General features: G+C 72.1%; 15 protein-coding genes. 12 read left to right on the forward strand and 3 right to left on the reverse strand.

The window, feature by feature from the left end:
* Window positions 1–179: 179 nt before the first annotated feature.
* Window positions 180–1,790, reverse strand: a complete 1,611-nt coding sequence (locus tag JK359_RS02050) for an NADH-quinone oxidoreductase subunit NuoF family protein (protein WP_201830937.1) — start codon at window positions 1,788–1,790, stop codon at window positions 180–182.
* On the reverse strand, window positions 1,787–3,058 hold the full coding sequence (locus tag JK359_RS02055) for a cytochrome b/b6 domain-containing protein (RefSeq protein ID WP_201830938.1): 1,272 nt from the start codon (window positions 3,056–3,058) through the stop codon (window positions 1,787–1,789). The genes JK359_RS02050 and JK359_RS02055 overlap by 4 nt, the downstream gene beginning before the upstream one ends.
* Window positions 3,059–3,459: 401 nt before the next feature.
* Here JK359_RS02055 and leuS point away from each other — a divergent pair, with 401 nt between their 5' ends.
* The 9 genes from leuS to JK359_RS02100 all read left to right on the forward strand — a co-directional run bounded on the left by leuS (window position 3,460) and on the right by JK359_RS02100 (window position 15,657).
* Window positions 3,460–6,333 (forward strand): leucine--tRNA ligase, encoded by a 2,874-nt coding sequence (gene leuS, locus JK359_RS02060; RefSeq protein ID WP_201830942.1) that lies wholly within the window; start codon window positions 3,460–3,462, stop codon window positions 6,331–6,333.
* Window positions 6,334–6,621: 288 nt separating this feature from the next.
* A complete protein-coding gene (locus JK359_RS02065; RefSeq protein ID WP_201830943.1) occupies window positions 6,622–7,341 on the forward strand; it encodes a hypothetical protein in 720 nt (239 codons plus the stop codon).
* Window positions 7,342–7,413: 72 nt separating this feature from the next.
* The gene (locus tag JK359_RS02070) at window positions 7,414–8,259 is read left to right on the forward strand and encodes a DegV family protein (protein WP_201830944.1); all 846 of its coding nucleotides are present in this window, start codon (window positions 7,414–7,416) and stop codon (window positions 8,257–8,259) included.
* A 953-nt stretch (window positions 8,260–9,212) separates the two neighbouring features.
* Window positions 9,213–9,953: a ComEA family DNA-binding protein gene (locus JK359_RS02075; RefSeq protein ID WP_201831654.1), complete on the forward strand. Its 741-nt coding sequence runs from the start codon at window positions 9,213–9,215 to the stop codon at window positions 9,951–9,953.
* Window positions 9,950–12,715: a ComEC/Rec2 family competence protein gene (locus JK359_RS02080; protein ID WP_372445334.1), complete on the forward strand. Its 2,766-nt coding sequence runs from the start codon at window positions 9,950–9,952 to the stop codon at window positions 12,713–12,715. The genes JK359_RS02075 and JK359_RS02080 overlap by 4 nt, the downstream gene beginning before the upstream one ends.
* Before the next feature lie 86 nt (window positions 12,716–12,801).
* On the forward strand, window positions 12,802–13,641 hold the full coding sequence (locus JK359_RS02085; protein ID WP_201830945.1) for an arylamine N-acetyltransferase family protein: 840 nt from the start codon (window positions 12,802–12,804) through the stop codon (window positions 13,639–13,641).
* A gap of 215 nt (window positions 13,642–13,856) precedes the next feature.
* Entirely contained in the window at window positions 13,857–14,102 is a 246-nt protein-coding gene (locus JK359_RS02090; protein WP_201830946.1) for a hypothetical protein, read from the forward strand.
* An 87-nt stretch (window positions 14,103–14,189) separates the two neighbouring features.
* Window positions 14,190–15,179: a DNA polymerase III subunit delta gene (holA, locus tag JK359_RS02095; RefSeq protein WP_201830952.1), complete on the forward strand. Its 990-nt coding sequence runs from the start codon at window positions 14,190–14,192 to the stop codon at window positions 15,177–15,179.
* 82 nt (window positions 15,180–15,261) lie between these two features.
* On the forward strand, window positions 15,262–15,657 hold the full coding sequence (locus JK359_RS02100) for a nuclear transport factor 2 family protein (protein WP_201830954.1): 396 nt from the start codon (window positions 15,262–15,264) through the stop codon (window positions 15,655–15,657).
* Window positions 15,658–15,847: 190 nt separating this feature from the next.
* Here the strand turns inward: JK359_RS02100 and rpsT are convergent, their stop codons facing one another.
* Complete coding sequence (rpsT, locus tag JK359_RS02105) at window positions 15,848–16,114, reverse strand: 30S ribosomal protein S20 (RefSeq protein ID WP_201830956.1); 267 nt, start codon at window positions 16,112–16,114, stop codon at window positions 15,848–15,850.
* A gap of 225 nt (window positions 16,115–16,339) precedes the next feature.
* On the opposite strand from rpsT, the gene lepA reads away from it, so the two are divergent.
* The 3 genes from lepA (at window position 16,340) to JK359_RS02120 (ending at window position 22,395) form a co-directional block, all read left to right on the forward strand.
* On the forward strand, window positions 16,340–18,214 hold the full coding sequence (lepA, locus tag JK359_RS02110) for a translation elongation factor 4 (protein ID WP_201830958.1): 1,875 nt from the start codon (window positions 16,340–16,342) through the stop codon (window positions 18,212–18,214).
* Between the two features lie 262 nt (window positions 18,215–18,476).
* Window positions 18,477–20,351, forward strand: coding sequence for an AMP-dependent synthetase/ligase (locus JK359_RS02115; RefSeq protein WP_201830960.1), 1,875 nt, complete (start codon window positions 18,477–18,479; stop codon window positions 20,349–20,351).
* Window positions 20,352–20,568: 217 nt separating this feature from the next.
* Window positions 20,569–22,395, forward strand: coding sequence for a SpoIIE family protein phosphatase (locus JK359_RS02120; protein WP_236677125.1), 1,827 nt, complete (start codon window positions 20,569–20,571; stop codon window positions 22,393–22,395).
* Window positions 22,396–22,420: the final 25 nt, after the last annotated feature.

Here is a 22,420-nt window from a genome sequence, read left to right on the forward strand (position 1 = left end):
TCGGCGTGTTGTGCAAGACGTCACAGCGGGACGAGAGGGCGGGACGAGGGACGGAAAGAGAGGGCGTAAGGGCAGGGCGTGACGAGGGGCGGAGCGAGAGGGTGTAAGGGGACGGCGTGACGAGGGGCGGAGCGAGAGGGCGGGTCACCCCGGCCGGGTGACCCGCCCCCTCCGTGCGTTCAGCGGCCCAGGGCGCGCCGCCCCCGTCCCTGGGAGAGGACCGGAAGATTCCGCGTCGGTGCCTGCCCGCGCGTGTCCTCCTCGATCCGCAGGGCCAGCGCCGGACAGCGGCGCACCGCGCGCAGCGCCTTCGCCTCCGCGTAACGCGGCACCTGCGCCTGGGCGACGGTCGGGAAGCCGTCGGCACCCAGTTCGAACACCTCCGGGAGGATGTCCGCGCACAGCCCGTGCCCCCGGCACAGCGTCCAGTCGACGTAGATCTTCTGGCGGCTGCCGCCCGTGTCCTCGGGCTCTGCGCCGCCCGTGATGCCCGCTGGGGCCCTGCCTCCCTCGAAGAGCGGCAGAACGCCCTCCACGGGCCTCCCGCAGCCGTTCCCGAGGACGTGGGCGGCCAGGTCGTCCGTGAACGCCTTGATGGTCGATTCCAGGAACATCGCCGAGCCGTCCGGGTGCGAACACGCCCCGCGCCGTTTGACGTTCTTCGCGACCTGCTTGAGCGCTTCCAGGGCGGCCGGTCCGCCGCCGTTGAGGATGTCCTCCAGCCCGCGTGCGGCGGCGGGCAGTCCGAGGTAGCAGGGGCCGCACTGGCCGGCGCTCTCCTCCGCCAGCCACTGCGCCACCCGCAGTGACTCACCCAGCGGGCAGGTCTCCTGGCTGATGGGCAGGATCGCGCCCGCGCCCAGCGAACCGCCCACCGCGTCGAGCGAGTTGCGCGAGACGATCGCCTCGTCGACGGTCGCCGCATCGATCCACTTGCCGTGATAGCCGCCGGTCAGCACGCCCTGCGGCACCGGCGGGGCGCCCGCCAGCTGCAGTACGTAGCGCAGCGGCACGCCCGTGGGGACCTCGAGCACCATCGGGCGGGCGACGGCGCCGGACACGGTGAGCATGACGGTGCCCGGCTCGTCGTACAGGCCGGTGTTGCCGTAGCGCTCCGGTCCGATCCGGGCGGCGATGGCCAGCTGCGCGAACGTCTCCGCGTTCGACAGCAGCGTGGGCGCCCCGCCGACGCCGGTCTGCGAGGCGCTGATCTTGCGGCCGGGCGGGATCGCCGGGCCGCCGTCGATCGAGCGGATCAGCGAGGCGGCGGCGCCGGTGACCATGCGGACCGGATTGCGCTGCACCCACGCGCGTAGCGCCGATCTACGGCTGTTGCTCAGACCGCGTTCGGCGAGCGCTGCCTCCATCGAGCGCTGTGTGGACTCCCGGGTGACGCCGATGACGAGCGTGCGGGCGCCGAGCGCCTCGGCGCACAGCAGCGCGCCGTCCAGGATCAGGTGCGGCGCACGGTTGATGAGCACCGTGTCCTTGCGGCAGGCCGGTTCGTCCTCGCTGCCGTTGACCACGACGACCGGCCGCACCCCGCGCTTGATCGCCGACTCGGCGACCGAGCGCAGCTTCTTGTGGAAGGGGAAGCCGGCGCCGCCGCGGCCCTTGAGATTGATGCGTTCGGCGAGCTGGGCGAGCTGCTCACCGCCGAGGGGGTCGAGCGGCCCGTGCACCTTCAGGTGCATGGGCAGATCGAGTCGCTCCACAAGGTCGAAGCCCGACGTGAGCTGAGGAAGCCCGACCACGCGGACTTCTGGGACGTCGGGCAGGGCCTCGTTCACTTAAAGCCTCCGGAAGGCGTGTTCCAAGGTTCGCCCGAACCCGGTGCCTCGTAGGACGAGCCGGGCAGCGTTTCGGTGGCGGGACCGCTGTTGTACGTGTCACTCGGGTTGTACGTGCCGTAGAGGCCGTTTGTCTCACCGGTGTCGTACACGTCACTTCCGCCGTATCCGCCGGCGCCCGGATTGCCGTAGGCCGGGATGTTGTATCCGGTGTCCTGCAGCGGGTCGTAGGCGGACGGCGGGGCCTCGCCGACCGGCGGCGGGGACGGGATCGGCCAGCTGCCCGAGGTGCTGGAGGGGCCGTCCACGCGCGGGACGGCCTCCGTGGCCTGGAGGTCCAGCGGGAGGTCCATGCGGGCGGTCTGGGCGGCCGTGAAGGGCTGCTGGGGGCGGCCCGGGGTGGACACCGCGCGGTAGGCGGCCGCGAAGCCGGAGGCGGGCTCGGCGGCCGGGGTCTGGTAGAGCGGACCGGAGGCCGTCGCGGCTGCCGGCCTCGGCTCACGGCGGGCCTCGAAACCGGGCATCCCGGACTCGGACGCCCGGGAGCGGCTCGCGTCCAGCTCGTCGAGTCCGGGCCGCTCGGAGCTGCCCAGCAGCGCCACCAGCCGGTCGGCGACCTTGCGCTTGACCGGGCGCGGGGCCGCGCGGAGCGCGAGGGCGCCCATCACGCCGAGCAGGGAGAGGCTGTAGAGGATCACGAAGATCGGCTTGGCCGCGCGACCCGCGTAGAGGCCGTGGATCAGCGCCGCGCACCAGGCCGGGTAGGCCAGCATGTGCATGGCCCGCCAGCGGGCGGCGACCGGGGCCGGGGTGGCGAAATTGCTGCGCAGGGCGCCGGTGATGCCGACGAAGATCATCAGCAGGCCGGCCAGCGAGCCCAGCCCGATCAGACCGCCGATCCCGGTGAGGCCGAGCGAGAACGGGATGATCGCGGCGATCAGCTGGGTGTGGTCCATCGCGATCTTCGTGGTGATGTGCAGCAGCAGGAACGCGATCGAGGCGACCGCGGTCGTCCGGTGCACCGCCTGGCCGACGATCCGCTGGCGTGTGTTCAGGAAGATCCGGTCCTGGGCGAACAGGCCCCAGATCACCGAGCAGCTCAGCGAGACGAGGGACAGCACGCCCGCGCCGAAGTTCAGGAAGTCGCGGAACTGGCTGCCTCCGACCAGCACGACCACGGGTATCAGCAGCAGGACTACGGCGGACGCCACCCCATAGGCCGACCGGCCGGGTTTGGGGAGCGAGCTGGTACTACGACGAGGGTTCATGGGGGCAACTCCGAGCAGTTTCGGGAAAGCGGTCCCGCTGCCGCACTCTAAGTGGCGCCATACCGATCAGTACGGGGTTTGAGTTATTGCGTTGTTATCAACGGACAATGCGACTGGGGCGGTGTCCCTTAGGGGACGGTACGCGAAGTAATCATTGACCTTCGTTCAGTTCCGGCGGGCTTCGTGACATGTCCATCAGGGATACGGAAGCGCGTCGCGGCTTGCTCAAGGGCTGCGGTACCCTACCGACATGCGTGCCGTACGCCTTCTGCTTAGCGGGCCGCGCTGATCAGTACCGACCCCCGGTCAGCCGTGAGGTCGGCATCGGCGCGGCGTCCCCTCCTGTGCGAGGGGATTTTTCGTTTCCGCAGGCAGAGACGATCGATGGAGCTTTGAGGATCATGAGCGAGACGAACCCCGCTGCCACCGCCGAGGTGGCCGCGCCGCACCGCTACACGGCCGCCGTGGCAGCCGAGATCGAGGCACGCTGGCAGGACTTCTGGGACGTCGACGGCACCTACGCGGCGCCGAACCCCACGGGCGACCTGGCGGGCGACCCCGAGCTGGTCGCCAAGCCCAAGAAGTTCATCATGGACATGTTCCCGTACCCCTCCGGTGCGGGCCTGCACGTGGGCCACCCGCTGGGCTACATCGCCACCGACGTCTACGCCCGGTTCCAGCGCATGACCGGCCACAACGTCCTGCACACCCTGGGCTTCGACGCCTTCGGCCTGCCCGCCGAGCAGTACGCCGTGCAGACCGGCACGCACCCGCGCGTGTCCACCGAGGCCAACATCGAGAACATGAAGGCCCAGCTGCGCCGGCTGGGCCTGGGCCACGACAAGCGCCGGTCGTTCGCCACGATCGACCCGGAGTACTACAAGTGGACCCAGTGGATCTTCCTGCAGATCTTCAACTCCTGGTACGACGACGAGGCGAAGAAGGCCCGCCCGATCGCCGCGCTGATCGCCCAGTTCGAGTCCGGTGAGCGCGCGGTCCCGGGCTCCACGCGCGCGTGGAACGAGCTGACCGCCGCCGAGCGCGCCGACGTCCTGGGCGAGTACCGCCTGGCCTACGCCTCCGACTCGCCCGTGAACTGGTGCCCCGGCCTGGGCACCGTCCTGGCCAACGAGGAGGTCACCGCCGACGGCCGTTCCGAGCGCGGCAACTTCCCCGTCTTCAAGGCCAAGCTGCGCCAGTGGAACATGCGCATCACCGCCTACGCCGACCGGCTGCTGGAGGACCTGGAGGAGCTGGACTGGCCCGAGGCCATCAAGCTGCAGCAGCGCAACTGGATCGGCCGCAGCGAGGGCGCCCGCGTCGACTTCCCGATCGATGGCGAGCGCATCACGGTCTTCACCACCCGCCCGGACACCCTGTTCGGCGCGACCTACATGGTGCTGGCGCCCGAGCACCCGCTGGTCGACAAGTTCACCCCCGAGGCGTGGCCCGAGGGCACGCACGAGGTGTGGACCGGCGGCCACCCAACCCCGGCCGAGGCCGTCGCCGCCTACCGGGCGCAGGCCGCCTCCAAGTCCGACGTCGAGCGGCAGGCCGAGGCCAAGGACAAGACCGGCGTCTTCACCGGCGCGTTCGCGACCAACCCGGTCAACGGCGAGCAGGTCCCCGTCTTCATCGCCGACTACGTCCTGATGGGCTACGGCACCGGCGCGATCATGGCCGTCCCCGGCCATGACACCCGCGACTTCGCCTTCGCGCGCGCCTTCGAGCTGCCGATCCGCTGCGTGGTCGAGCCGACGGACGGCCGCGGCACCGACCCGGCCGCCTGGGACGACGCGTTCGTCTCGTACGACGCGAAGATCGTCAACTCTGACAGCGACGACGTGAAGCTGAACGGCCTGGGCGTCACGGACGCCAAGGCGCGCATCACCGAATGGCTGGCGCGCAAGGGCATCGGCGAGGGCACCGTCAACTTCCGCCTGCGCGACTGGCTGTTCAGCCGCCAGCGTTACTGGGGCGAGCCCTTCCCGATCGTCTACGACGAGGACGGCATCGCCCACGCGCTGCCCGAGTCGATGCTGCCGCTGGAGCTGCCCGAGGTCGAGGACTACTCCCCGCGCACCTTCGACCCGGACGACGCCGACACCCAGCCCGAGACGCCGCTGTCGCGCAACGAGGAATGGGTCAACGTCACCCTGGACCTGGGCGACGGCCCCAAGAAGTACCGCCGCGAGACCAACACCATGCCCAACTGGGCCGGCTCCTGCTGGTACGAGTTCCGCTACCTGGACCCGCACAACGAGCGGCAGCTGGTCGACCCCGCGATCGAGCAGTACTGGATGGGCCCGCGCGAGGGCCAGCCGCACGGCGGTGTCGACCTGTACGTCGGCGGCGCCGAGCACGCCGTGCTGCACCTGCTGTACGCCCGCTTCTGGTCCAAGGTCCTGTTCGACCTGGGGCACGTCTCCTCCGCGGAGCCGTTCCACAAGCTGTTCAACCAGGGCATGATCCAGGCCTACGTCTACCGTGACAGCCGGGGCATCGCGGTGCCGGCCGCCGAGGTGGAGGAGCGCGACGGCGCCTACTACTACCAGGGCGAACAGGTCAGCCGCCTGCTGGGCAAGATGGGCAAGTCCCTGAAGAACGCGGTGACTCCGGACGAGATCGCCGCCGAGTACGGCGCCGACACGCTGCGCCTGTACGAGATGGCCATGGGCCCGCTGGACGTCTCCCGGCCGTGGGACACGCGCGCGGTGGTCGGCCAGTTCCGGCTGCTGCAGCGGCTGTGGCGCAACATCGTCGACGAGAACACCGGCGAGGTCACCGTCACCGACGCCGAGCCGGACGAGGACACCCTGCGCGCCCTGCACAAGGCCGTCGACGGCGTGCGCCAGGACCTGGAGGGCCTGCGCTTCAACACCGCCATCGCCAAGGTCACCGAGCTGAACAACCACCTGACCAAGGCCGGTGCCGCGGTGCCGCGGTCCGTGGCCGAGCCGCTGGTGCTGATGGTCGCGCCGCTGGCCCCGCACATCGCCGAGGAACTGTGGCGCAAGCTGGGCCACACCGACTCGGTCGTCCACCGGGACTTCCCGGTCGCCGACCCGGCCTACGTCGTCGACGCGAGCGTGACCTGTGTCGTGCAGATCAAGGGCAAGGTCAAGGCGCGGCTGGAGGTGCCGCCGGCCATCTCCGAGGAGGAGCTGGAGAAGGTGGCGCTGGCCGACGAGAAGGTCGTCGCGGCGCTGGGCGGCGCGGGCATCCGCAAGGTGATCGTGCGGGCGCCGAAGCTGGTGAACATCGTCCCGGCGTGAGTTGCGTGACCGCGTGATCGGCCTCGCCCGCGGCACCGGTGTGTGGTGGGCGTGACCGCCTGACCGCCTGACCGCGTGACCGCGTGACCGCGTGCTCTGCGGCGTCGGTGCGTGGCGGCGTGATCGAGACCGCGTGATCGTCGGTCGCCTGGTGCGGCCGGCGTCGGGGGTGTCGGGGTAGTCCCCTACGGGCAGGTTCGGGGTTCGGCCGGAACTCCGGGCCTGCCCGCTGCGTTTACCGTGGAGAGCGCAGCGGCTCGGGCCGTACCGGACAGGAGGAGGAGCGTCATGGAGGTAGTGCTGGCCGTGTTCGCCCTGCTCTTCCTGGTCTTCGTCGGCCTGGGCGCGTACGCCACGGTCAAGGCCGTCGGCGCCGCCAAGCGCGGCGTGGACCGGACCGTCGCGCAGGCTCGCCGTACGGTCGAGGACCACACCCTGCGCGCCAAGTCCTTCGCCCAGATAGGACCGGCCGGCGAGATCGCCCAGCTGCGGCTCGCGTTGCGCACCTCGATGCGCGCCACGCAGGAAGCGCTGCACGCGGGCGCGGCCGAGGACGATTCCCTGAAGGAGTCCCTCGGCCTCTTCGAGCGGCTCAGCGAACATGGCCGCGAGCTGGACGCCGACCTCAAGCGACTGGAGTCAGAACCGGACCGCGTGACGCTCGCCGCGCATCTGCCCGAGCTGCGCAGCCGCACCGAGCGCATCACCAAGTCCGCGGACTCCCTGCGCTGGGCCGCCCGCGACCGGGCCCGCCGCTTCGCCGACGACGACCTCGGCACCCTCAGCGCCCAGATCGACATCGAAGCAGGGGCCTTGCGCCACTGGACCGACGCCGCGCAGGCACCCGCGCAGCGGCCCGCCGCCGGTGCCCGGAACGCGCGGCCGACGCGGGCCGAGACGCCCGCTTCCGGGCCCGCCGAGGAGACGGGCCCCGAGGCGATCGCCCCGGCGTCCTGGCGCCCCACCACTCCCTGGCAGAAGAAGCCCCGTCCCGAGAGCACCACATGAGCGGGCCGCTCCAGGGCCGCACACCCGGGGCCGGGCTGCCGCGCGAGCACTACGCCAGGTAACCTCCAGCTCATGTCCCGCCATGTCGCGATCGTCACCGATTCAACGGCCTACCTGCCGCCCCGGACGATGGAGCGCCACGGCATCACCACGGTCCCGCTGACCGTGGTCCTCGGCGACCGGGCGCTGGAAGAGGGCACCGAGATCTCCACCCGCTCCCTCGCCCAGGCGCTGCAGAAGCGGCGGTCCGTCACCACCTCCCGCCCCAGCCCCCAGGTGTTCGCCGAGACCTACCGCCGGGTCGCCGAGTCCGGTGCGACCGGCATCGTCTCCCTGCACCTGTCCGCCGAGCTGTCCGGTACCCACGACGCGGCGGTCCTCGCCGCGCGCGAGGCGCCGGTGCCCGTGCGGGTGGTGGACACCGGAATGGTCGCGATGGCCCTCGGTTTCTGCGCACTCGCCGCGGCCGAGACCGCCGAGGCCGGCGGAACGGTCGACGAGGCCGTCACGGCCGCCGAGAAACGAGCCGCGGGGACGGCCGCCTACTTCTACGTCGACACCCTCGACTATCTGCGCCGCGGCGGCCGTATCGGAGCCGCACAGGCCCTGCTCGGCTCCGCACTCGCCGTCAAGCCCCTCCTCCAGCTGGACGGCGGACGCATCGAGTTGCTGGAGAAGGTCCGCACGGCCTCCAAGGCGATCGCACGCCTGGAGGAGCTGGCCGCCGAGCGGGCGGGCAGCGCCGAGGTCGACATCGCCGTCCACCACCTCGCCGCCCCGGACCGCGCCGCCGCACTCGCCGACCGGCTGCGGGAACGCGTCCCGGGCCTGGCCGACCTGCATGTCAGCGAGGTCGGAGCGGTGATCGGGGCACACACCGGGCCGGGGCTGCTGGGCGCGGTCGTCTCGCCTCGCTGACGCGGAAGCCGCCGGTTCCGGTGGCCCGTCAGGTTCCTGGCGCGGCACCGGTTCTGCAGCGGCGTTCTTCGGTCGCTGCCGCGGTCGTTGCTTCCGTCGTTGCTTCTGTCGTGGCTTTCGTCGCGGCTTCGGTCCGCCGGCGTGGTTCTGTCGCGGCCCAGGTCGCCCGTCAGCCGTGTGTCCTGGATCGCCTCACTCGTGTGGGTGGCGATGATTTCCACAACTCTCGGGTGATCCACGGGAATTGAGCAAGATCATTGCCGGATGGAGGAATGCCCCATCCTCGTCGTATGGCACTTCGATCACGTTCACGCACGGCAACTCCGACCAGCGGCCCGGGCCGTGGGCCCACCTCCGACGGCCGCGTGCGCCGTCGCCGATACACAGACGTACGCCGGTCCACCGATCACCGCCGATCCGCCGGCCACCGCCGATCCACGGACCACCGCCGGGCCACCGAACAGCGCCGACCCGCCGGCCAGGAAGGGCCCGCCGTCCGTCGTACCCGGCACCGGTCGCCCGCGGCCGCGGACGAGCTGCGTCGACGGGCGGACCTCCTCTTCGGTGAACGCGCGGTGCAGTGGCGGGAATCGGGGAACGCGCCGCCGCACAGGGACGCTCCCACGGATGCGGCCTCAGCGACGGCAGCCGTGAGGAACACGGAGGACAGGGAAGCCACGCGGGACGCGGGGGACGCGGGGGACGCGGGGGGCGTGGGGGGCGCGGGGAGCACGTGGGACGTCGGGGTCGCGGGGGGCACGCGGGACGTGGGGGACGTGGGGGACGCGGAGGGCACAGGAGGGGTCACTGTCGCATCCGTGCCGGCCACGCCACCGGGCGAGGAAACGCCGCCCGCCTCGTTCGGCGGGGCCGGCATCGGCCGTGACGCGGGCCGTCCCCTCACCCCCGACCAGGCGCACGGCGGCACGCCAGCGGCTCATCCCGTCGGTGGGATGCGGCCTTCCGAGTCGCGGGAACCCCGGGTCCCGGACTGGCGGGAGCGGACCGGAATGGCGCTGCGTGAGCGGATGCCGGTGTGGCTGCAGGCACGGTGCGGGGTGGAGCGGCGGGGCGTGCTGGCGCTCGCCGTGGTGCTCGTGGCCGCCGCCGTCTTCGCCGTGCAGCACTTCTGGACGGGCCGGCCCCAGTCCGTGAGCGCTCCTCAGGTCGTGCGCGCGGGAACGCCCTTCGCCAAGAAGGAAGAAGGAGGCGGGGGCGGTGCGGCAGCGGTCCCGTCGACGACACCGGGTGCGGTGATCGTGGTGGACGTCAGCGGCAAGGTCCGGAAACCGGGGATCCGGCAGTTGCCTGCCGGCGCTCGGGTGGCCGACGCGCTGCGGGCGGCCGGCGGAGTGCGGTCCGGCGTGAGCACGGAAGGGCTCAACCGCGCCCGCTTCCTGGTCGACGGCGAACAGATCGTCGTCGGCGCCCCCGCCGGAGCCGCCGCTCCGCCCGCCCCCGCGGCGGGACCGCTGTCCGGACCGGCGGGCACAGGCCCCACGGCGCCGGTTTCCCTCAGCACGGCCACTGTGGAGCAGCTCGACGCCCTTCCCGGAGTCGGCCCGGTGCTGGCTCAGCACATCATCGACTACCGCACCGAGCAGGGCGGCTTCCGCTCGGTGGACGAACTGCGCGAGGTCAGCGGCATCGGCGACCGCCGCTTCACCGATCTGCGCGACCTGGTCCGGCCATGAACCGCGCGGCGGACGAGACCGCCCTGCCCGCGGAGCCCGAGGAGCAGTCGACCCCGAGCGCCGGCAGCGCGGGCCCCTTGGACCTGCGCCTGGTGCCGTCCGCACTGGCGGCCTGGGCCACGGCGGCCCTGACCCTGGATGCACCGGTGGCCTGGATCGCCGGGATCGTGGGGGTCTGCCTGGCCGGGGGAGTGATCCTCCTGCTGGTGCGGCGGCCGGGAGACGGCCGACGTGACCCCTGGACCGGGCCGGGACCGCGCGCAGTCGGGGCGGCGGGAGCCGGGGGAGCCGAGCCGCTCGGGCGGACGGCGCGGAGAGCCGCGCCGGACGGAGCGGCGGCGTGGGACGGATGGACGCGCGGTCGGTTCGGCTGGGCTCGGACCACTGTCGCCGCGATGTTGCTCTGTACGGCCGCGGCAGCCGGGTCCGCCGGTCTGCACGGCGCCGACGTCCGCCGCGGGCCGGTGCCCGAGCTGGCCCGGAGGTTCACGACCGTGACCGCCGAGGCGGAGGTGACCGGCGACCCCTGGCTGAGCAGGCCACGGGTGCTCGGTGACCACGCGGCACCCGTCGCCGTGCTGCTGCGGGCCGAGGTACGCGGCATCGAGGACGCCGACGGGAGACGGGTGCGGACGCGGACTCCTGTCCTGCTGATCGTCGACGCGGACGTGCCGGCGCCCGAGGAGCGTGCCGTGGGGCTGCGGAGGGCGGCGCCGCCGTCGGCCGGTGCCGGCGGGAACAGGCCGGACGGACGTGCGGCCTGGCTCGCACTGGTGCCGTCCACGCGGCTGCAGGTGGGCGGCCGGCTGGCGCCGGCCCTGACGGGCGGGGACCGGACCGCGGCGGTGCTGCGGGTGCGGGTCCGGCCGAAGCCACGGATCGTGGCAGGGCCGAACGGGCCGCAACGCCTCGCGGCGCGGCTCAGGGCCGGCCTGAGGGAGGCGACCGAGGGCCTGCCGGGAGACGCGCGGGCGCTGCTGCCCGGGCTGGTCGTGGGGGACACCTCGCGGATCACGCCCGAACTGGACCATGCCTTCCAGGAGACGGACCTTGCACACACGCTCGCCGTTTCCGGCAGCAACCTGACCATCCTGCTCGCGCTGCTCATCGGGCCGCCAGGCCTCGCCCGGCAGGCCGAGCGCCGTGGCCTGGCCCCGCGCCTGGGGCTCTCACTGCGAGCGACGGCTCTGTTCGCGGGAGCGCTGACGCTGGGCTTCGTGGTCGTCTGCCGGCCCGACCCCAGCGTGCTGCGGGCCGCCGCCTGCGGTGCGGTCGCCCTGCTCGCCCTGGCCACCGGGCGCCGCAGGTCCCTCGTGCCGGCGCTGGCCACGGCCGTCCTGCTGCTCGTGCTGTACGACCCGTGGCTGGCCCGCAGCTACGGCTTCCTGTTGTCCGTGCTGGCCACTGGGGCACTGTTGCTGCTGGCGCCGGGCTGGAGCGAGGCGTTGCGGCGCTGCCGGGTGCCTCCGCAGCCGGCCGAGGCACTGGCGGCGGCTGCCGCGGCGCAGGCCGTGTGCGCGCCGGTCGTGGCGGTGCTGTCGGCCCGGGTCAGCCTCGTGGCAGTGCCGTGCAACCTGCTGGCCGAGGTGGCGGTGGCACCGGCCACGGTGCTGGGGTTCGCGGCGCTCGCCACGGCGCCGGTGCTCATGCCGGCCGCCAAGGCGCTGGCCTGGTGCGCGAGTTGGCCGGCCGGGTGGATCGCCGGGATCGCCCGGACCGGTTCGGCGCTGCCCGGCGCGGGAGTGGACTGGCCGGGCAGCTGGGCCGGGGCGCTGGCGCTCGCGATGGTCACCGTGGCCGTCGTCCTGGCCGGACGGAGACTGGTGCGGCACCCGTGGTGGTGCGGGGTGCTCGGGGTCCTGCTCGTGCTGCTGGTGACCCGGCCGGCGCCGCTGACCCGCGTGATCACGGGCTGGCCGCCGCCGGACTGGCGGTTCGCGATGTGCGATGTCGGCCAGGGCGACGCCACCGTGCTGGCGGCGGGCGAGGGCGCCGGGGTGGTCGTGGACGCCGGACCCGACCCGGCGCTGGTCGACCAGTGCCTGCGGCAGCTGGGCATCACCCGTGTCCCCCTCCTGGTCCTCACCCACTTCCACGCCGACCATGTGGCGGGCCTGCCCGGTGTTCTCCGGGGACGCTCGGTGGCCGCCATCGAGACCACGGGGTTCGCCGAACCGGCGGACCAGGCGGAGTTCGTCAGGAGAGAGGCGGCCGCGCGGCACATCCCGGTCACCACGGCGGCCGCGGGGGAGGAGCGGCGCACCGGGCCGCTCACCTGGCGGGTGCTGTGGCCGCCGCCGCGGGACAGGCCGCCGTCCACCGGCATGCGGGTGCCCCAGGCCGTGCCCCCGCCCTGGCCGGGCGGCGCCGGCTTCGAGCCGGACGGACCGAACGACGCCAGCGTCGCGCTGCTCGTGCGCACGGGCGGCCTGCGGCTGCTGCTGCTCGGAGACCTCGAACCTCCGGCCCAGCAGGCGCTGCTGCGGTCCTCGTCGGCGGCCGGACTGGCCGGCGTGGACGTACTGAAGGTGGCCCATCACGGTTCGGCCTATCAGGACCCGGAACTGATACGCCTCGCCGCGCCCAGGGTCGCACTCGTGTCCGTCGGCGCGGGCAACCCGTACGGTCACCCGGCACCGGGGACCGTGGCCGCGCTGCGGACCGGCGGGGCGGTGGTCCTGCGCACCGACCGGGACGGACCGCTCGCCGTGACCGGAACCGGAGGCGGGAACGGCTCCGTGCACGTGACGAGAGGGAATTGAAGAGCGGACCGAAGAGGACTGGAAGAGGACTGGAAACGTCAGAAAAGATCAGGACATGATGCCCGGCTGCCGCCCAGACTGGGGTCATGACATCAGTACAGGTCGACGCCTACCTCCAGCGACTCGGTGTCGCGCGCCCGCAGCGGCCCACCAGTGCGGCGCTGCGCGAACTGCACCTGCGCCATCTGCGCACCGTCCCCTTCGAGAACCTGTCGGTCCACCTCGGCGAGGAGATCGTGCTGGAGGAGAAGCGGCTGCTGGACAAGGTCACCGAGGCCCGTCGGGGCGGCTTCTGCTACGAACTGAACGGTGCGTTCGCGACGTTGCTCACCGCCCTCGGTTACGAGGTGGAGCTGCTCGCGGGACGTGTGTACGGCGACGAGGGCCGGCTCGGGATCCCCTATGACCATCTCGCCCTGCGGGTGCGGACGGCGGACGGGGACACCTGGCTCGCCGACGTCGGGTTCGGGGCGCACAGCCTCTACCCGCTGGCCTTCGCGGAACGCGGGGAACAGGCCGACCCCAGTGGCACGTTCCAGGTGCTGGCGGCCGGGCCGGACCCGGCCGGGGTGCGTGGCGGTGATGCGCCGGGCGCCGGGGACCTGGACGTCATGCGGAACGGCGCGCCGCAGTACCGGCTGGAGACCCGCCCCCGGGCGCTCGGAGACTTCGCCGCCGGCGCCTGGTGGCACAGCACCTCGCCGCTGTCGCACTTCACCCGGTCGCTGATCTGCTCCCGGGTCACCGAGGACGGGGGGAGGGTCACGCTCAGCGGCCGCAGGCTGAAGACGACTGCCGCGGACGGTACGCATGAGGCGCGGGAGCTGGAGACGGACGAGGAGGTGCTGACGGTCTACCGGGACTGCTTCGGCATCGAGTTGAGCCGCGTGCCGACCGTGCGCAAGCCCGAACGCACCACGACCTGACGCCGCGAACTACCCCACCGCCGATACGCGTCCTGCCCGGGCTCCGCGAACCCGGGCCCACCTCTCCGACCCCGACCAGCCCCGCCACGACGGATACGCGTCCTGCCCGGGCTCCGCCAACCCGGGCCCACCCCTCCGACCCCGACCAGCCCGGCCCGCCCTCCCGCACTCCGGCCTGCCGTTCCGGCTCCGTCCCGGTGCCGGAGAATGGGCCCGTGAGCGATGTGAGACACGTGCTGGTGCTGCCCGACCGCGAGGCCGCCGAGGAGGTCGCCGAGGCGCTCGGGGAGCGGTTCGGGGTCGACGAGGAACCCCGGCTCGTCCGGGACGCGCTGGCCGGCGAGGACGACGCCGAGGACGCCCAGTGGCTGGTGGTCCTGCGGGACGAGGCCGAGCGGCTCGACCCCGCCCAGCTGGACGCGTTCGCGGGGGAGTGGGACGGCTGGCGCGAGGAGCCCTGACCCCGAGACGCACTCGGGGTGCGGTCCGGGCCCGGTCAGGGTGTGCGGGCCGGTTCGCTGTCAGTGCCCCGTGGGATGCTGTAAGCGATGGCCAGGAAGACTGCGAATGACGACCCTCTCGCCCCGGTGACCCTTGCCGTGGGCCAGGAGGACCTCCTGCTCGACCGTGCCGTGCAGGAGGTGGTGGCCGCCGCCAAGGCCGCCGACGCCGACACGGACGTACGTGACCTGACCCCGGACCAGCTGCAGCCCGGCACACTCGCCGAGCTGACCAGCCCCTCGCTCTTCGCCGAGCGCAAGGTCGTGGTCGTACGCAACGCGCAGGACCTGTCCGCGGACACGATCAAGGACGTGAAGGCGTACCTCGGTTCGCCGGCCGAGGAGATCACGCTCGTGCTGCTCCACGCCGGCGGCGCCAAGGGCAAGGGGCTGCTGGACGCCGCGCGCAAGGCGGGCGCGCGGGAGGTGGCCTGTCCGAAGATGACCAAGCCGGCGGACCGGCTGGCCTTCGTCAGAGGGGAGTTCCGTTCGGTCGGGCGGTCGGCGACCCCCGAGGCGTGCCAGGCGCTGTGCGACGCCATCGGCAGTGACCTGCGGGAGCTGGCCTCGGCGGCCTCGCAGCTGGTCGCCGACGTGGAAGGGACGATCGACGAGGCGGTCGTCGGGCGGTACTACACCGGGCGGGCCGAGGCGTCCAGCTTCACGGTGGCCGACCGTGCCGTGGAGGGGCGTACGGCGGAGGCGCTGGAGGCGCTTCGGTGGTCGCTGGCGACCGGGGTGGCGCCCGTCCTGATCACCAGTGCGCTCGCGCAGGGCGTGCGGGCGATCGGGAAGCTGTCCTCGGCGCGCGGCGGCCGGCCGGCCGACCTTGCGCGGGAGCTGGGGATGCCGCCGTGGAAGATCGACCGGGTGCGGCAGCAGATGCGGGGATGGACACCGGACGGCGTCGCGGTGGCGCTGAGAGCGGTGGCGGAGGCCGACGCAGGTGTGAAGGGGGGCGGGGACGATCCCGAGTACGCGCTGGAGAAAGCGGTCGTGACGATCGCCCGGGCCGCGCGGTCCAGGGGCCGCGGCTGATCGGGTCGCCCGGCAGCCGGCGGCGAGGAAAATCGTACGTGTCAGCCGTACATCGCCGACGCAAGGGAAGGTGGCGATCTCCATGGCTGAACACCCGCACGCGACCCTCGTCCGCAGGGGCTACGAGGCACTCCTGCGCTCCGACATGGACGGCCTGCGCGGACTGATGACGGCGGACGTCACCCACCACGTGCCGGGCAGCCACCCGCTGTCCGGTGACTTCAAGGGCCAGGACGCGGTCATCGGGATGTACGGCCGGATGTTCCAGGAGACCGGCGGCAGTTTCCGGGCCGAGTTGCGCAGCGTGTACGCCGACGGCCGGGGGCATGCCGTGGCCCTGCACCACGTCACCGCCGAGCGTGAGGGCAGGCGGTTCCGCGGGGACGGCTGCCTGGTCTTCCGGATCGTCGGGGACAAGATCACCGACATCGACGAGTGCGTCGAGGACATCGAGAAGCAGGACCGCTTCTGGGGCTGAGCCCGGGTGCATGCCGAAGGCCCCGGTGCCTGCCTTGGGGAAGGGAGAGGTACCGGGGCCTTCGGATCAAGCTGGTGAGCCCGTTCCCGCGTGGCGAACGCAGGCCGCGAACAGGCTCGTGGGTACCGGACGGAAGCGGATGAGAGAGGGCCCGCTCTGGGTCCTTCCGGCGGTCAGATCAAAAAGGGGTTCAGCCCTTGAGGGTCGCGACCTTGGAAGCAAGCGCCGACTTCTTGTTGGCGGCCTGGTTCTTGTGGATGACGCCCTTGGAGACGGCCTTGTCGAGCGCACGCGCGGCAGCGCGCTGCAGCTCGGTGGCCTTCTCGACGTCACCCGAGGCAGCAGCCTCACGGGCCTTGCGGATCGCGGTCTTCAGGGAAGACTTGACGGCCTTGTTGCGCAGCCGGGCCTTCTCGTTGGTCTTGATCCGCTTGATCTGGGACTTGATGTTCGCCACGAAGGAGCCTTTTCAGGTTCTGGTGCGGGCCGCACGGGTCCCGTACCGGTGATCCAAAATTTCTCTGAAGCGCCTCACACTGAGAGGGCATGAGGCACAGCCATCTACAGTACCAGTGGCCCTGCGACCGGCCCAAAACGGTCCTCGGTCCCTCCGCGTGGGACCATGGAGACTACGTATCGATCCGACCCGAGGCATAAGGCGCCTCAAGAGACAGGACCCTGCGTGCCCGCGACCCCTAACCATGTGCCCGAGCCGAGCCGTACCGACCCGGCGCTGATCCGCAATTTCTGCATCATCGCGCACATCGACCACGGCAAGTCCACGCTCGCCGACCGGATGCTCCAGCTGACCGGTGTGGTCGAGCAGCGGCAGATGCGTGCTCAGTACCTCGACCGGATGGACATCGAGCGCGAGCGCGGCATCACGATCAAGTCCCAGGCGGTGCGTCTGCCCTGGGCCCCGACCGAGGGCCCCGACCAGGGTGCGACCCACATCCTCAACATGATCGACACCCCGGGTCACGTCGACTTCACCTACGAGGTCTCGCGGTCGCTGGCCGCCTGCGAGGGCACCATCCTCCTCGTCGACGCCGCCCAGGGCATCGAGGCGCAGACCCTCGCCAACCTCTACCTGGCGATGGAGAACGACCTCACGATCATCCCGGTCCTCAACAAGATCGACCTTCCCGCGGCCCAGCCGGAGAAGTTCGCCGAGGAGCTGGCCAACCTGGTCGGCTGTGACCCGGAGGACGTGCTGAAGGTCTCCGCGAAGACCGGTCTCGGCGTGGACGCGCTGCTGAACAAGGTCGTCAAGGAGATCCCGGCGCCGGTCGGGGTCGCCGACGCGCCCGCCCGCGCGATGATCTTCGACTCGGTCTACGACTCCTACCGCGGTGTGGTGACGTACGTCCGTGTCATCGACGGCCAGCTCAACAAGCGCGAGCGCATCAGGATGATGTCGACCGGCGCCACGCACGAACTGCTGGAGATCGGCGTCAGCTCCCCGGAGATGCTGCCGGCGGACGGCCTCGGCGTCGGTGAGGTGGGTTACCTCATCACCGGTGTGAAGGACGTCCGGCAGTCCAAGGTCGGTGACACGGTCACCAGCCAGCAGAAGGGCGCCACCGAGGCGCTCGGCGGCTACAAGGACCCGAAGCCGATGGTCTTCTCCGGTCTGTATCCGCTGGACGGCTCCGACTACCCGGAGCTGCGCGAGGCCCTGGACAAGCTGCAGCTGAACGACGCCGCGCTGGTCTACGAGCCGGAGACCTCCGCGGCCCTCGGCTTCGGCTTCCGCGTGGGCTTCCTCGGCCTGCTGCACCTGGACGTGATCCGGGAGCGCCTGGAGCGCGAGTTCGGTCTCGACCTGATCGCCACCGCGCCGAACGTGGTCTACCGCGTGGTGATGGAGGACGGCTCCGAGCACACGGTCACCAACCCGAGCGAGTTCCCCGAGGGCAAGATCAACGAGGTCTTCGAGCCGGTCGTGCGCGCCACGATCCTGGCGCCGACCGAGTTCATCGGCTCGATCATGGAGCTGTGCCAGACCCGGCGCGGCACCCTGCTCGGCATGGACTACCTCTCGGAGGACCGCGTCGAGATCCGCTACACGCTGCCCCTGGCGGAGATCGTCTTCGACTTCTTCGACCAGCTGAAGTCCAAGACCCGCGGCTATGCCTCGCTGGACTACGAGCCCACCGGCGAGCAGACCAGCTCCCTGGTCAAGGTCGACATCCTGCTGCACGGCGACAAGGTGGACGCGTTCTCCGCGATCACCCACAAGGACCAGGCGTACGCGTACGGCGTGCGGCTCGTCGCCAAGCTCAAGGAGCTGATCCCGCGGCAGGCCTTCGAGGTGCCGGTGCAGGCCGCCATCGGCTCGCGGGTCATCGCCCGCGAGACCATCCGCGCCATCCGCAAGGACGTCCTCGCCAAGTGCTACGGCGGTGACATCTCCCGTAAGCGGAAGCTGCTGGAGAAGCAGAAGGAAGGCAAGAAGCGGATGAAGATGGTGGGTTCGGTGGAGGTTCCGCAGGAAGCCTTCATCGCCGTCCTGTCCAGCGATGACAGCGCGGGGTCGGGCAAGGGCAAGAAGTAACCAGAGGTAACAACCGGTTACGTCCGCAAACCGGGCATGTGGGGGCCCGTCGTGCGAAAGCGCGGCGGGCCCCCGTGCGCGCGTGGCGTCGCTGCGGGTGGAAAGTGACAGGCCGAAGCCCCTTACGCAGCGGGCGGTCGCGCCTTACCCTGATGCCTGCTCGATAGTTACTCGCGAGTTAAACAAGAAGTCCGAATCCCCACCGTGAGTTAACCCAGCCGCACCGAGTACAGCCGCACTGTCGCGGGTCCCGGAGGATGTCGTGAGCGACACACAGACCTTGATCGAGAACCGTCCGCCGTCCGTGGCGGCCCTCTTCCTGGAGCGCGTGGCGGCCACACCGGACGCGGAGGCCTACCGCTATCCGGTCCCGTCGTCCTCCGGTCAGGGCCCGGACGACTGGAAGTCGCTGAGCTGGGCGCAGGCGGCCGACCGGGTGTACGCGATCGCCGCCGGACTCATCGAGCTGGGCATCGAGCCCGAGCAGCGGGTGGCGCTCGCCTCCTCCACCCGTGTCGAGTGGATCCTCGCGGACCTCGGCATCATGTGCGCGGGCGGTGCCACCACCACCGTCTACCCGCAGACCAATGCCGACGAGTCCGCGTTCATCCTGTCCGACTCCGAGAGCCGGGTGCTGATCGCGGAGGACGCGGCCCAGCTCGCCAAGGCCGTCGAGAAGCGCGGCGAGCTGCCCGCGCTGACCAAGGTCGTGGTCGTCGACCCGGCCGGCGTGGAGAGCGGCGACTGGGTGCTCACCCTCGCCGAGCTGGAGCGGCGCGGCGCCGCCTATCTGGAGCAGCACCCGCAGTTGATCAAGGAGCGGGTCGGTGCGATCACCAGGGACCAGCTCGCCACCCTCATCTACACCTCCGGCACCACCGGCCGCCCCAAGGGCGTGCGCCTGCCGCACGACAACTGGTCGTACATGGCGAAGGCGATCGCCGGGACCGGGCTGATCAGCGGCGAGGACGTGCAGTACCTGTGGCTGCCGCTCGCGCACGTCTTCGGCAAGGTGCTCACGTCCGGGCAGATCGAGGTCGGACACGTCACCGCCGTCGACGGCCGCGTCGACAAGATCATCGAGAACCTGCCGGTCGTGCAGCCGACCTACATGGCGGCCGTGCCGCGCATCTTCGAGAAGGTCTACAACGGTGTGGCGGCCAAGGCCCGCGAGGGCGGCGCGGCCAAGTACAAGATCTTCCAGTGGGCCGCCGAGGTGGCCCGCGAGTACGCCAAGGCCAGTCAGGACAACTTCCGCCGCACCGGCACCGCCTCCGTGCCCTTCGGGCTGGCCACCAGGCACAAGGTCGCCGACACGCTCGTCTACGGCAAGCTCCGCGAGGCCTTCGGCGGCCGGCTGCGCGCCTGTGTCTCCGGTGCCTCCGCGCTCTCCCCGGAGATCGGCTACTTCTTCGCCGGCGCCGGCATCCACATCCTGGAGGGCTACGGCCTCACCGAGACCTCCGCCGCCTCCTTCGTGAACCCCGGTGAGGCCTACCGCACCGGCACGGTCGGCAAGCCGCTGCCCGGCACCGAGGTCCGCATCGCCGACGACGGCGAGATCCTGCTGCGCGGCCCCGGCATCATGGAGGGCTACCACCAGCAGCCCGAGAAGACGGCCGAGGTGCTGGAGTCCGACGGCTGGTTCCACACCGGTGACATCGGCGAGCTGTCGCCCGACGGCTACCTGCGCATCACCGACCGCAAGAAGGACCTCATCAAGACCTCCGGCGGCAAGTACGTCGCTCCGGCCGAGGTCGAGGGCCAGTTCAAGGCGGTGTGCCCGTACGTCTCCAACATCCTGGTGCACGGCGCCGACCGGAACTACTGCACCGCCCTCATCGCCCTGGACGAGCCGTCGCTCGAGGAGTGGGCCAAGGAGAACGGCCTGGCGGGACGGTCGTACGCGGAGATCGTCGCCGCCCCGCAGACGGTGGAGATGGTCGACGGGTACGTGCGGCAGCTGAACGCCGGGCTCCAGCGCTGGCAGACCATCAAGAAGTTCCGGCTGCTGCCGCGGGACCTCGACGTCGAGCACGGTGAGATCACGCCGAGCCTGAAGCTGAAGCGGCCGGTGGTGGAGCGGGAGTACAAGCACCTCATCGACGAGATGTACGCCGGGACCAAGGAGGCCTAGCGGCCTTCGGGAGTTCCTGCCGAGGCGGGTGGGGCGGCCGGGGCCGGCCAGGGGCCGTGGGGCGGGGGCCTCTGCCGCCCTCGGGGCGGGTCGCATACCGACAGAGCCCTGTGCCCCTTGGGGAGATTGTGCCCGGCCCCGCTCGAAACGTTCCCTCTTCTGTCCGTTTCGGTGACTCGTTGCGTCTGGCTGCCTCCGGTCTGTCACGCTGAGCCGCATGGACAGGGCGGCCATACCGACGCAGCGGGAGAGCGAGCCCCGGGCCCGGCAGACCCGGGGCCGGGCCACGCTGCCCGGCAGTCCCCTCGCCCCCGCCTCGGCGCGCGGGCTGCTGCGGGCTGCGCTGGCCGAGGCGCCCGGGGTGTCCGCCCGGCTGGCCGACGACGCCATGGCCGTCGTCAGCGAACTGGTCACCAACGCCGTCGTGCACGCCGGTACCGAGGTCGAGGTCGACTGGCGCCTGGAGGAGACCGGCGCGTTCGTCGTGGAGGTGGGCGACCGGCACCCCTCCCGCGCCCCGCGGGACGCGTGGAGCGGGGAGGGCACGTACGACACCGCCGAGTACGGGCGCGGCCTGCGCCTCGTCACCACGCTCGCCGAGTCCTGGGGCGTCACCTACCGCACCGGTGCCAAGACCGTGTGGGCCAGGCTGCCCCCCGGCGGCAGCGACGCCCTGGACGGACCGGGCCCCGGCCCCGCCCTGGAGATCGCCGAGGACCTCGCCCCGCAGCCGCACCGCGCCGAGGGCGACCGGGACTGGCTCGGCCGGGGTGCGCTGTCCTTCCTCGCCGAGGCCTCCGACCTGCTCGCCGGACAGCTGGACGAGAACCTGGTCGCCGCGCTCACCGGGCAGCTGATCGTGCCCCGGCTCGCCGACTGGTGCGCCGTGTGGCTGGAGGACGAGGCGTCCGTGCGCGGCGGCGCGGGCGGCGGGCCCGCGCGGGTGTGGCACGCCAGCGAGGCCCGCATCGAGGAGCTGCGGAGCGCCCTGGAGAAGGAGCCGCCCGGTGCGCCGGACGGGCTGCGCTCCGGCCCCGAGCCGTACGCCTGGCCCGGCCACGCGCTCGGCCCGCAGGGCTCCCTGGGGACGGCCCTGTCGTACCGGCTGATCGCGGGCGGCCGGCCGCTCGGCACGCTGGTCATCGGCCGGTGCGGCCCGGCCGGCTTCCCCGACGAGGTCACCGGGCTGGTGGAGGACCTCGGACGGCGGGTCGCCCTGGCCATCGGCGCGGCCCGCCAGTACGCCCGCCAGGCCACCATCAGCGCCGTCCTGCAGCGCGGCCTGCTGCCCGGCGCGGTCGCCGAGATCCCGGGGATGCGCAGCGCCCTGGTCTACGAGCCCTGCGACAAGGGCGGCCCGAGCGGCGACTTCTACGACCTGTTCCCGGCCGGCGACGGCCGCTGGTGCTTCGCCGTCGGCGACGTCCAGGGCAAGGGCCCTGAGGCGGCCGTGGTGATCGGCCTCGCCCGCCCCTGGCTGCGCCTCCTCGCCCGCGAGGGCTACGGCGTCGCCGACGTCCTGGACCGCCTCAACCAGCTCCTCCTGGACGACGCCACCGAGGCCGCCGACGCCGCCGCGCGCGCCCTGGTCGCCGCCGGCGGCCGGGCCCTGGCCTCCGCGGACGGCGCCCAGACCCGCTTCCTGTCCCTCCTCTACGGCGAGCTGACACCCCACGCCGGCGGGGTCCGCTGCACCCTGGCCTCCGCCGGCCACCCGCTGCCCCTGATCCTCAGCCCCGACGGCACCGTGCGCACCGCCGCCCGCCCGCAGACCCTGCTCGGCGTGGTCGAGGACGAGACCTACACCAGCGAGACCCTCGACCTGCTCCCCGGCGACAGCCTGCTGTGCGTCACCGACGGGGTGACCGAGCGGCGCTCCGGCTCCCGCCAGTTCGACGACGGGGACGGGCTGGCCCGCGCCCTGGCCGGCTGCGCCGGACTCGGCGCAGAGCCGATCGCTGAAAGGATCCGCCGCCTGGTCCACGACTTCGGCGGCGGGCTTCCCGAGGACGATCTGGCCCTGCTGGTGCTCCAGGCGGAGTGACCGCCGTCGTACGGGACAATGGGGG

This window comes from Streptomyces actinomycinicus (assembly GCF_016741775.1).
GTDB lineage: Bacteria > Actinomycetota > Actinomycetes > Streptomycetales > Streptomycetaceae > Streptomyces > Streptomyces actinomycinicus.

What these genes read in the sequence shown, in the direction of transcription:
- JK359_RS02055 (WP_201830938.1), bottom strand. Translation starts at nt 3,058, where the DNA reads ATGAACCCTCGTCGTAGTACCAGCTCGCTCCCCAAACCCGGCCGGTCG.
- leuS (WP_201830942.1), top strand. Translation starts at nt 3,460, where the DNA reads ATGAGCGAGACGAACCCCGCTGCCACCGCCGAGGTGGCCGCGCCGCAC.
- JK359_RS02065 (WP_201830943.1), top strand. Translation starts at nt 6,622, where the DNA reads ATGGAGGTAGTGCTGGCCGTGTTCGCCCTGCTCTTCCTGGTCTTCGTC.
- JK359_RS02070 (WP_201830944.1), top strand. Translation starts at nt 7,414, where the DNA reads ATGTCCCGCCATGTCGCGATCGTCACCGATTCAACGGCCTACCTGCCG.
- JK359_RS02075 (WP_201831654.1), top strand. Translation starts at nt 9,213, where the DNA reads ATGCGGCCTTCCGAGTCGCGGGAACCCCGGGTCCCGGACTGGCGGGAG.
- JK359_RS02080 (WP_372445334.1), top strand. Translation starts at nt 9,950, where the DNA reads ATGAACCGCGCGGCGGACGAGACCGCCCTGCCCGCGGAGCCCGAGGAG.
- JK359_RS02085 (WP_201830945.1), top strand. Translation starts at nt 12,802, where the DNA reads ATGACATCAGTACAGGTCGACGCCTACCTCCAGCGACTCGGTGTCGCG.
- holA (WP_201830952.1), top strand. Translation starts at nt 14,190, where the DNA reads ATGGCCAGGAAGACTGCGAATGACGACCCTCTCGCCCCGGTGACCCTT.
- JK359_RS02100 (WP_201830954.1), top strand. Translation starts at nt 15,262, where the DNA reads ATGGCTGAACACCCGCACGCGACCCTCGTCCGCAGGGGCTACGAGGCA.
- JK359_RS02120 (WP_236677125.1), top strand. Translation starts at nt 20,569, where the DNA reads ATGGACAGGGCGGCCATACCGACGCAGCGGGAGAGCGAGCCCCGGGCC.